The sequence below is a fragment of the Anoxybacillus sp. genome (genome assembly GCF_036834105.1).
Lineage (GTDB): Bacteria > Bacillota > Bacilli > Bacillales > Anoxybacillaceae > Anoxybacillus.
In genome coordinates this window covers 1-8,022 of the sequence record NZ_DAITON010000105.1, presented here as the reverse complement: position 1 = coordinate 8,022, position 8,022 = coordinate 1, and the positions used below count along the sequence as shown (strand labels likewise).

The window sequence follows — 8,022 nt, the reverse complement described above, 5'->3', positions numbered from 1 at the left end:
TGTATTTTATTTTTCCTAAAATTCTATTTAATAGTTTGATAAATGTATTTTATTTTTCTGAAAATTATGTTAAAATACACTCAAAAAGGAGTTGCATGCATGGTTGAGAAGCAGCTAAAGGATCGCATTATTGAGACGGCGCTTACGTTGTTCGAAAAGTATGGATATCACGGGGTGACGGTTGACCGCATTGTTGCGGAGTGCGGCGCGTCAAAGGGAGGATTTTATCATAACTTTAAGTCAAAAGATGAACTGCTTTATCACATTCATGATGTATTTATTACGTATGTGCTAAATAAAGCACAAGAAGCATATGTAAAATATAAGACGCCGACAAAGCGGTTATGTGCGATCATTCGGTCGTTTGTAAGGGTTTTTCATATTTATAAACCGCATATTACGGTGTTCAATCAAGAGGCGGCGTATTTAAAGCCGGAATATGCTGAAAAAATTAACGAAAAACGTGAACGGTATAAGCAAATTATTTTTCAAGTGCTTCGTGAAGGTATTGAGGCGAAGCAGTTTCGCGCAGAGCTGTCTGTTGAACTCGCAGGCTTGTCGATTATTGGCATGGTAAACTGGATGTACAAATGGTATAAGCCCGACGGTCCGATGTCAATTGAACAAATTGCGGCCGCTTTTAATGATTTAATTCTACATTCGCTATTGACAGAGGAAGCGAAGCGAGATGAGGACATTTCGTCATTCCTTTTGTCGCGCGTAGGCGACGAATGACGGATGCTTCGAAGTATACAGACCAACTAGTCGGTTTGTAATAAAACAGGCTTGTTGGTTTCATATATTTTTATCTAATAAAGGAGGAAAAAAGACGATGCATTTTGAATTAACGAAAGAACAACAAATGATTAAAGAAATGGTTCGCGATTTTGCCGAAAAGGAAATTGGGCCTTATGCGTCGAAATGGGATGAGCAAGCCACTTTTCCTATTGAAACGTTCAAAAAAATGGGTGAACTCGGTTTGTTTGGAATCCCGTTCCCCGAACAGTACGGCGGCTCGGGAGGAGATACGATTTCATATGCGATTGCGGTTGAAGAAATTGGTCGAGCATGCGGTGGAACAGGGTTAAGTTATGCGGCGGCTGTATCGCTCGGTGCTAGCCCGATTTATTATTTTGGGACAGAAGAGCAAAAAGAGAAGTGGCTCGTGCCAATGGCAAAAGGTGAAACGTTCGGTTCATTCGGATTGACAGAACCGAATGCGGGATCTGACGCAGGTGGCACGCAAACGCGAGCCGTCTTAGATGGCGATGAATACGTCATCAATGGGGAAAAGTGTTGGATTACAAATGCAGGCTATGCGCGCCAAGTTATTGTAACCGCCGTCACCGGAAAAGATGACCGAGGAAAAAATATCATCTCTGCTTTCATCGTTCCAACCGATGCACCAGGGTTTACGATTAACTGCCATTATGACAAAATGGGCGTTCGTGCATCCAATACGTGTGAACTCATTTTGCAAGATGTGCGTGTGCCAAAAGAAAATATATTAGGGGACCCGAAAAAAGGATTTAAGCAGTTTTTATATACGCTCGATGGCGGACGCATTTCCATTGCAGCATTAGCTGTCGGTATTGCACAAGCTGCATTTGAAAAAGCACTTCAATATGCAAAAGAGAGAAAACAGTTCGGTCAACCGATTGCCAAGTTTCAAGCGATTCAATTTAAGCTTGCGGATATGGCGATGCAGCTTGAACTTGCACGCAATATGGTATACAAAGCAGCGTGGTTGAAAGATCAAGGCAAGCCGTTCACAAAAGAGGCAGCGTTTGCAAAATTGTTTGCTTCTGAAGCGGGATTTCACATTTGCAATCAAGCGATCCAAATTCACGGTGGATATGGATATATGAAAGAATATGGTGTCGAACGTCATCTCCGGGATATAAAACTGATGGAAATTGGCGAAGGAACATCGGAAATTCAACGGCTCGTTATTGCACGTCAATTAGGATGCTAAAGGAGGGGGCGTATGCTTCATATTACAGTTGGTCAGTTGCTTGAGCAAAAAGCTTCCATTCATCCGAATCATGAGGCAGTTGTATATGCAGATCGTCAGTTGCGCTGGTCTTATCAGCAGTTTAACGATTATTGCCGCCTCGTTGCGAAAGGGTTGATGAAGCTTGGCATAGAAACAGGGGAGCATATTGCACTTTGGGCAACAAATAAACCGGAATGGCTCGCATGCCAGTTTGCGACAGGGAAAATGGGGGCGGTACTTGTTACGGTGAATACGAATTACCGTACAGCAGAGCTACAATATTTATTAAAACAATCTGACGCAACAACAATCATTTTAATGGAACAGTATCGTGGTACTTCTTATATGGACATGATTTACGACATTGCACCTGAACTCGCCTATTGCGAACCTGGAAAGCTACAAGCGAAACGTCTTCCACAACTACGAAATGTCATCGTATTAAGCGAACAACGCTATCCGGGAACATTTTCATGGAACGACCTCTTAGCCATGGCGGAATATGTCGAAGATGCAGCACTAGATGCACGAATGAATTCCCTCGATCCACATGATGTCATCAACATGCAATATACCTCAGGAACGACAGGATTCCCAAAAGGCGTTATGCTTACACATTATAACATTGTGAACAATGCGTATTATATTGCAGAATGTATGAAGCTAACAAAGGAAGATCGTTTATGTATTCCTGTACCGTTTTTTCATTGTTTCGGTTGCGTTCTCGGTACGCTCGCTTGCGTAACAGTTGGAGCAACGATGGTGCCACTTGAGCAATTTCATCCAAAACAAGTGTTACAAACGGTGCAAGATGAAAAATGTACGGCGCTTCACGGGGTGCCAACGATGTTTATTGCCGAATTAAATGATCCAGACTTTGCATCATACAATTTATCGTCTTTACGTACAGGTATTATGGCTGGATCAAACTGCCCGATTGAAGTGATGAAAGCTGTCATCGAAAAAATGGGGGCGCGAGACATTACGATTGCGTACGGTCAAACAGAGTCTTCACCGGTTATTACGCAAACACGCACCGATGATCCGATTGAGTTACGTGTTGAAACTGTAGGGCGTGCCCTCCCTCACGTCGAGGTGAAAATTGTTGATCCAGCAACAAATAAAGAATTGCCACCTGGTATGCAAGGTGAGCTATGTACCCGCGGATATCATGTAATGAAAGGATATTACAACAATCCTTCCGCGACGCGCGAAGCGATTGATGAAGATGGATGGTTGCATACAGGGGATTTAGCAGTGATGGATGAAAACGGTTACTTTCGCATTACCGGACGGCTAAAAGATATGATTATCCGCGGTGGGGAGAACATTTATCCGCGTGAAATTGAGGAGTTTTTATATAAGCATCCGAAAGTGCTCGATGTGCAAGTTGTCGGCGTCCCAGATGAAACGTATGGGGAAGAGGTGATGGCGTGGATCATTTTAAAAGAAGGTGAACACGCTACAGCAGAAGATATTCGTGCATTTTGTGAAGGAAATATATCGCGCCATAAAATCCCTAGATATATCGAATTTACTACGTCTTATCCGATGACGGCGTCAGGAAAAATTCAAAAATTTAAATTGCGTGAATGGGCGCGCGAACGAATCGAACAGAAAAAAAACGTATAAGGGGGAGACATATGTTTTCAAAAGTGCTTATTGCTAATCGGGGGGAAATTGCTTTGCGCATCATTCGTACGTGCAAAAAGCTCGGCATTCAAACGGTCGCTATTTATTCAGAAGCTGACGCCGGTTCGCTTCATGTAAAGCAGGCTGATGAAGCATATGTCGTTGGCAAAGCGCGCGTGAATGAAAGTTATTTAAACATCGAAAAAATTATTTCTATCGCTAAAGAAACGAAGGTAGAAGCTATTCATCCCGGTTACGGCTTGCTTTCAGAAAATGCAGCATTTGCTCGCCGCTGCGAGGAAGAAGGAATCGTGTTTATCGGTCCGAAACCGGATGTCATTGCGCGAATGGGGAGCAAAATTGAGGCGAGACAAACAATGGCGGAAGCGGGGGTGCCGATTGTACCCGGCATCTCTTTTCCGCTCGCTCATGTCGATGAAGCAGCGAACGTTGCAAACGAAATCGGGTATCCAGTGATGTTGAAAGCTTCGGCAGGTGGTGGTGGCATCGGCATGCAGCTCGTTTACGATGAAGAGCAGTTGCGCAAAGCGTTCGAAGGAAACAAAAGCCGTGCTGCTTCCTTTTTTGGGGATGGGGCGATGTACGTTGAAAAGTATATCGACAATCCGCGCCATATTGAAATTCAACTGCTAGCCGATCAATATGGAAATTACGTTTATTTATGGGAGAGAGAATGTTCTGTGCAACGTCGCCATCAAAAAGTGATTGAAGAAGCACCTTCGCCGTTTTTAGATGAAGAGACGCGGAAACAGATGGGAGAGACTGCTGTTCGGGCGGCAAAACATATCGGATATACGAATGCAGGAACAGTTGAATTTCTCGTAGATGAGCAAAAAAACTTTTATTTTTTAGAAATGAATACACGTTTGCAAGTTGAGCACCCCGTAACAGAGGAAATTACGGGCATTGACATTGTTGAGCAACAACTGCGCATCGCGGCAGGAGAACAGCTATGTTTTTCGCAAGCTGAAGTAAAAAAAGAAGGACATGCGATTGAAGTGCGCATTTATGCGGAAGATCCAAAAACATTTTTTCCTTCGCCAGGGACGATCACATCTTTACAACTGCCAAAAGGAGAACAAGTGCGCCATGAAATCGCGGTGCAAAACGGTTCAGCCGTTCCACCTTTTTACGATCCGATGATTGCAAAATGTATTGTAAGAGGGAGCGATCGGCAAGCGGCGATTGCAAATATGATTGGAGCATTGCGTGAGTATAAAATCGAAGGAATTAAAACAAACATTCCGATGTTAATTGATGTATTGACGCATGAGGCATTTCAACAAGGGAATACGACAACAAACTTTGTGAATATGTATTTAAACAAAAAAGGAGGCAAGACACATGCATGAGGTTGTCGCATTGATGGCAGGAAACGTGTGGAAAATTGTTGTTCAAGTCGGTGACGTTGTTGAAGAAGGGCAAGATGTCGTCATTTTAGAATCGATGAAAATGGAAATTCCCGTTTCTGCAGAAGTTGGCGGGGTCGTAAAAGCGATTCGCGTGCAAGAAGGCGACTTCGTAAACGAAGGCGACATATTACTCGAAATCGAATAGGGGGGTATGTATGCGTGTAACGGTGAAAGAAGTCGGTCCGCGTGATGGATTGCAAAACGAGCCAGTATTTATTGCAACGGAAGATAAAATCGCATGGATTAATCAGCTATCAAAATCGGGGTTGTCATACATTGAAGTGACGTCATTTGTCCACCCAAAATGGATTCCACAGCTTGCTGATGCGTACGAAGTGGCTTCGCGCATTGAGCGCGTCGAAGGGGTGACGTATGCCGCGCTTGTACCGAATAAAAAAGGGCTAGAAGGCGCGCTTGCAGCAAATATAGATGAAGTTGCCGTGTTTATGTCAGCGAGCGAAACGCACAACCGAAAAAACATTAATAAATCTATTGAAGAAACGTATCCAGTATTAAAGGAAGTCATTGATGAGGCGAAGCGAGCAAACAAAACCGTTCGCGGCTATGTATCAACGGTATTTGGTTGTCCGTATGAAGGAGGAGTCAGCGTCGAGCGCGTCATCGCTGTTTCTGAACGGTTGTTTGAACTTGGTATTGATGAGCTGTCGCTCGGTGATACGATCGGTGTTGCTCATCCGATCCAAGTGCAGCAGACGTTAGAACAGTTACTGAAGCGGTTTCCAGCTGAGCGGATGGCAATCCATTTTCATAACACGCGCGGCATGGCGCTTGCGAACGTATTTGCTTCCTTGCAAATGGGCATGACCATTTTTGATAGTTCGTTAGGTGGGTTAGGTGGTTGCCCGTATGCCCCGGGGGCATCCGGGAATTTAGCGACAGACGACTTAGTATACATGCTTACCGAAATGGGAATCGATTGTGATGTTCAACTTGAACCGTTAACGGAGGCAGCGCGATGGATAGAAGGAAAAATTGGCCGTCCGCTTCCGAGTCACCATCTACATGTTGTAAGGGGGAGTGCATCATGATGGAAGCCGTTCTTTATTCGACGATTGATGCGGGGGTAGCAGTTGTCACACTAAATCGACCAGACGCAGCCAACGCTCTCTCGTTAAAAATGTTGAACGAACTGCAACGCATTCAAACGGAACTGAAGTTAAATCGAAACGTGCGCGCAGTTATTGTTACCGGAGCGGGACAAAAAACGTTTTGTGCTGGGGCAGATTTAAAAGAGCGAGCAAAAATGAACGAAACGCAAGTGCGTCAAACAGTTACACTGATTCGGGAGACGATTCATGGGTTTGAACAGTTGCCTCAGCCTGTCATTTGTGCATTAAATGGAGGGGCGTTTGGCGGTGGATTGGAGTTAGCGCTCGCTTGTGACTTTCGTATAGCTGCTGAACATGCAACGATGGGACTGACCGAAACATCGCTCGGCATTATTCCGGGGGCTGGCGGAACACAGCGTCTCCCGCGGCTTATTGGCATCGGGCGGGCAAAAGAGATGATTTATACGGCAAAGCGTATTTCGGCTCAAGAAGCGGAGCGAATCGGACTAGTGGAGCGAGTCGTCCCTGCTGAAACGTTGCTAGATGAGGCGTTTGCGATCGCGGCAACGATTGCCAATAACGCCCCGATTGCTGTTGCCCAAGCAAAAGCAGCGATCAATCATGGGATGCAAGTTGATATATATACAGGGCTTATGATTGAACAAATGGCGTATGAACGAACGATTCATACGAACGATCGACGGGAAGGATTACAAGCGTTCAAAGAAAAACGAAAACCGGTGTACAAAGGGGAGTAGGGGATATGATTTCAAACGAACAATTGTCGCTTGTTGAACAATTACAACAAAAACGAAAACAAATTGAACAAGGTGGAGCGCGCAAATATCACGAAAAAAACGCTGAGCAAGGAAAACTATTTGTGCGCGATCGTTTGAAGCTTTTATTTGATGAAGGTTTGCAATTTGAAGATGCCTTTTTTGCAAACTGTTTAGCAGATGGACTGCCTGCAGATGGCGTTGTGACAGGCGTCGGGAAAATAAATGGACAAACGGTATGCGTGATGGCAAATGACTCGACGGTAAAAGCAGGATCGTGGGGAGCAAGAACAGTAGAAAAAATTATTCGTATTCAAGAAACGGCAGATAAATTGCGTTGCCCGATTCTCTATTTAGTCGACTCGGCAGGTGCCCGCATTACCGATCAAATTGAAATGTTTCCAGGCAGACGTGGGGCTGGGCGCATTTTTTACAATCAAGTGAAACTGTCTGGAAAAGTGCCGCAAATTTGTTTATTATTCGGACCATCGGCAGCAGGCGGTGCATACATCCCTGCGTTCTGCGATATCGTCATTATGGTTGAAGGGAACGCTTCCATGTATCTTGGCTCCCCGCGTATGGCAGAGATGGTCATTGGCGAGAAAGTGACGCTGGAAGAGATGGGTGGAGCGCGCATGCATTGTTCTGTTTCTGGGTGCGGCGATGTACTTGTTAAAACAGAAGAAGAAGCCATTGCGTTTGCGCGTAAATATTTATCATATTTTCCAGCGAACTTTAGTGAAAAACCGCCAGTAGCAGTGCCAAAAGAGCCAAAATTATTTGATAAAACGATTGAGGAAATTATTCCACAAAATCAAAATGCCCCGTTTAACATGTATGATTTAATTGATCGCGTCATTGATGAAGACTCGTTTTGTGAAATAAAAAAACTATTTGCACCAGAGTTAATTACAGGGCTTGCTCGCATAAACGGGCAACCGGTTGGGATCATTGCCAATCAACCACGTATGAAAGGCGGGGTGTTGTTTCACGACTCCGCAGATAAAGCGGCGAAATTTATTACACTTTGCGATGCGTTTCATATTCCACTTATCTTTTTAGCCGATATTCCGGGCTTTATGATCGGAACGAAAGTCGAGCGTGCAGGTATTATT

The 8,022-nt window shown here is 44.5% G+C and carries 8 protein-coding genes; all 8 read left to right on the top strand.

The genetic code is table 11. The annotated features are described in order from the left end of the window. Positions 1–99: 99 nt before the first annotated feature. Positions 100–735 (top strand): TetR/AcrR family transcriptional regulator, encoded by a 636-nt coding sequence (locus V7Z64_RS10140; protein WP_003398510.1) that lies wholly within the window; start codon positions 100–102, stop codon positions 733–735. Between the two features lie 97 nt (positions 736–832). After that, the gene (locus V7Z64_RS10135) at positions 833–1,975 is read left to right on the top strand and encodes an acyl-CoA dehydrogenase (RefSeq protein ID WP_297992196.1); all 1,143 of its coding nucleotides are present in this window, start codon (positions 833–835) and stop codon (positions 1,973–1,975) included. A gap of 12 nt (positions 1,976–1,987) precedes the next feature. Continuing rightward, positions 1,988–3,628 (top strand): AMP-binding protein, encoded by a 1,641-nt coding sequence (locus V7Z64_RS10130; RefSeq protein ID WP_297992199.1) that lies wholly within the window; start codon positions 1,988–1,990, stop codon positions 3,626–3,628. Between the two features lie 11 nt (positions 3,629–3,639). Then, positions 3,640–5,001, top strand: coding sequence for an acetyl-CoA carboxylase biotin carboxylase subunit (accC, locus tag V7Z64_RS10125; protein WP_297992202.1), 1,362 nt, complete (start codon positions 3,640–3,642; stop codon positions 4,999–5,001). Next, positions 4,994–5,206 (top strand): acetyl-CoA carboxylase biotin carboxyl carrier protein subunit, encoded by a 213-nt coding sequence (locus tag V7Z64_RS10120; RefSeq protein ID WP_003398506.1) that lies wholly within the window; start codon positions 4,994–4,996, stop codon positions 5,204–5,206. Before accC ends, V7Z64_RS10120 begins: the two co-directional genes overlap by 8 nt. Positions 5,207–5,216: 10 nt before the next feature. Further along, a complete protein-coding gene (locus V7Z64_RS10115) occupies positions 5,217–6,110 on the top strand; it encodes a hydroxymethylglutaryl-CoA lyase (protein WP_297992206.1) in 894 nt (297 codons plus the stop codon). Further along, on the top strand, positions 6,107–6,889 hold the full coding sequence (locus V7Z64_RS10110; protein ID WP_297992207.1) for an enoyl-CoA hydratase: 783 nt from the start codon (positions 6,107–6,109) through the stop codon (positions 6,887–6,889). The genes V7Z64_RS10115 and V7Z64_RS10110 overlap by 4 nt, the downstream gene beginning before the upstream one ends. 5 nt (positions 6,890–6,894) lie before the next feature. After that, on the top strand, positions 6,895–8,022 hold a 1,128-nt coding region (locus V7Z64_RS10105), incomplete at its 3' end, for an acyl-CoA carboxylase subunit beta (RefSeq protein WP_297992208.1).

What these genes read in the sequence shown, in the direction of transcription:
- accC (WP_297992202.1), top strand. Translation starts at nt 3,640, where the DNA reads ATGTTTTCAAAAGTGCTTATTGCTAATCGGGGGGAAATTGCTTTGCGC.
- V7Z64_RS10110 (WP_297992207.1), top strand. Translation starts at nt 6,107, where the DNA reads ATGATGGAAGCCGTTCTTTATTCGACGATTGATGCGGGGGTAGCAGTT.
- V7Z64_RS10140 (WP_003398510.1), top strand. Translation starts at nt 100, where the DNA reads ATGGTTGAGAAGCAGCTAAAGGATCGCATTATTGAGACGGCGCTTACG.
- V7Z64_RS10115 (WP_297992206.1), top strand. Translation starts at nt 5,217, where the DNA reads ATGCGTGTAACGGTGAAAGAAGTCGGTCCGCGTGATGGATTGCAAAAC.
- V7Z64_RS10135 (WP_297992196.1), top strand. Translation starts at nt 833, where the DNA reads ATGCATTTTGAATTAACGAAAGAACAACAAATGATTAAAGAAATGGTT.
- V7Z64_RS10120 (WP_003398506.1), top strand. Translation starts at nt 4,994, where the DNA reads ATGCATGAGGTTGTCGCATTGATGGCAGGAAACGTGTGGAAAATTGTT.
- V7Z64_RS10130 (WP_297992199.1), top strand. Translation starts at nt 1,988, where the DNA reads ATGCTTCATATTACAGTTGGTCAGTTGCTTGAGCAAAAAGCTTCCATT.